The sequence below is a fragment of the Streptomyces sp. TAA040 genome (genome assembly GCF_000424845.1).
Window position 1 is genome coordinate 1 of the sequence record NZ_AUKR01000062.1, and the last position, 2,163, is coordinate 2,163.

Annotated in this window: 2 protein-coding genes; one reads left to right on the forward strand and one right to left on the reverse strand. The window is 71.2% G+C overall.

All coding sequences use genetic code 11. The features are described from left to right. Nucleotides 1-219, reverse strand: a 219-nt coding sequence (locus tag H300_RS32750; RefSeq protein WP_486583997.1) for a hypothetical protein, incomplete at its 3' end; no start/stop codon positions are given. Between the two features lie 102 nt (nt 220-321). Between H300_RS32750 and H300_RS28570 the strand changes: the two genes are divergently transcribed. Continuing rightward, nucleotides 322-1,932 (forward strand): FtsX-like permease family protein, encoded by a 1,611-nt coding sequence (locus H300_RS28570; protein WP_486583998.1) that lies wholly within the window; start codon nt 322-324, stop codon nt 1,930-1,932. Nucleotides 1,933-2,163 lie beyond the last annotated feature (231 nt).

Here is a 2,163-nt window from a genome sequence, read left to right on the forward strand (position 1 = left end):
CCGTTTCGTACCTTCGTACGTCGAAACGTAGCCGGGATACGGCGTGTTCTGCGCATCAGCCCAGGTCAGCGACCCACGGAAGCGACCGGAGAGCCGGAAGTCATCGGTGACCCTGACCGACGGGACAGGCACGGCACACACCCTGACCAGCGGTGACGTAGACATGGGCGGGGTGCAGAGCGTGCTGGCGATGGCGGGCGTGGTGTCCGCGTTCGTCACGGTGTTCGTCGTCGCCGGCACCTGCGCGTTCGAAATCGCCCTGCGGCGCCGCGACATGGGGTTGCTGCGCCTGACCGGCGCGGGCGGGGGCAGGTGCGCCGGATGGTGCTCGGCGAGTCGCTGGCGGTGGCGGTGCCGGCCGTCCTCACCGGGTGCGCGGTCGCCGCCGTGGCCGCTCCCGTCGCCGTGAGGGCGCTGAACGGCACTGGCCTGGCACCAGTCGATTTGCGCCCGGGACCGTTGCTCGGGCCGCTCCTGTTCGCTGCGGGCAGCGGACTGTCCATGGCTGTCCTGGGCACGCTGGCCGCATCTCGCCGCGCCGCCCGGGTGCACCCGTCGGAGGCGCTGCGCGAGGCGGACCTGGACGCCAGGACCATGACGGCAGGGCGCTGGGTGACGGGCTTGCTGACGCTGGGGACCGGTGTGGTGATGGTGGCGCTGGCACCCGGCGCCGGGGCCGAGGCGGCGACTCCGCTGGCGCTGTTTGGCACGATGGCGCTGGCCGTGGCCACCACGCTGCTGGGTCCGGTGTGTCTCCCCCCACTTCTGCGGCTGCTGGCGCTGCCCTTGCGCTGGGCCGATCCGGTGGCCGGGCGGCTGGCCGCGGAGTCGGTGCGCACGTCGCGGCGGCGCACGGCGTCCCTGGTGGGGCCGGTGCTGGCGATCCTTGCCGTCGTCGGCGCGTTCACGACGGTGCTGTCCACCACCGGAGCGGCGACCGAGGCGGACGACCGGGCACGCACGGTCGCGCAACTCGTTGTGGAACCCGCTCGGGGGGACACCCTGAGCGCGGACGTCTTGAAGGCGCTGCGGGCCGACCCGAGGGTGGCGGCCGTTTCGACGCCCGCCGAGCTGGATGTGGCCGTGGCCGGACAACACTCGGTGTGGAAGGAACAGGCGGCGGTCGCGGACCCGGCAACCATGGCCCGTACGCACCGGATCTCCGTGGTGGACGGATCGCTCGCCCAGCTGCGGCCGGGCGCAGTCGCCGTTTCACGGGAGTTCGCCGACTGGTACGGGCACCGCGCGGGATCGAAGGTGACCTACGGGGTCTTCGGCGGCCGGCCGGTCGAGGCCCGGGTCGCGACGGTACTGGAAGGGGGGTCGGTCGTGCCGTCGGTGCTCCTGCCGAGCGGTGCGGCGGGCACGGCAGCGGCTCCGTCGCGCGCTTCCGTGCTAATCGACGGGAAGGCCGTCGACTCGCCGGGGACGGTGGCCGCCGAACTGACCGCGCAGGTAGGCGCCGAACGAGTGCGGGTGGTGCCGTCCGCCGAGTGGTTCAGCGAGAAGGCGACCGACCAGGACCGGCTCAACAAGCTGGTACTAGGCGTGCTGACGATGCCCTCGTCGCTGTACGCGCTGATCGCCGTGGCGGGCACGCTGGTCATGTCGTACAGCAGGCGCGGAGGCGAGATCGCGGGCATGCGGATGCTCGGCGTCAGCGTGACGCAGGTGCGCCGCATGGCGCTGTGGGAGGCGCTGTCCACCTCCGTTCTGGGCGTACTGGTCGCGGCTGGCGTGGTCGCCGTGGGAGCACGGGCCTACCAGGGAGCACTGGAGGTGTTCGGCGGTGAAGCCCCTCTGAGCGTGGAATGGGGGATGCTGGCGACACTCACGGCGGCGTGCGTCCTGGTGAGCGTGGTGGTGAGTCTGACGGCAACAGGAGGTTTGCTGCGGCAAGCCGGCGTGAAGATGGTCGCTTCCCGTCAGTAGCGGTGTCGGACCGCGGCCACTGGGTGTTCGGCGTAGCGTCGCCGACCGTGCCCCCCTATGCTGATGCCCCCCACACAACTTCCATTGCTTCACCCCTGGGCGGCTGCGTGCCCGGCGGCTGGTCGGCACGATCCTCGTGTCCTGAGTCGTTAATTCGTGTGCAGTATGCGGCGAGGGTGTCGAGGATGTCGTCCGCGGTCTTCGTCCAGATGAACGGCTTGGGGTTCTTGT

Excerpts from the sequence above, each read along its gene's own strand:
- H300_RS28570 (WP_486583998.1), top strand. The coding sequence starts at position 322 with ATGGTGCTCGGCGAGTCGCTGGCGGTGGCGGTGCCGGCCGTCCTCACC.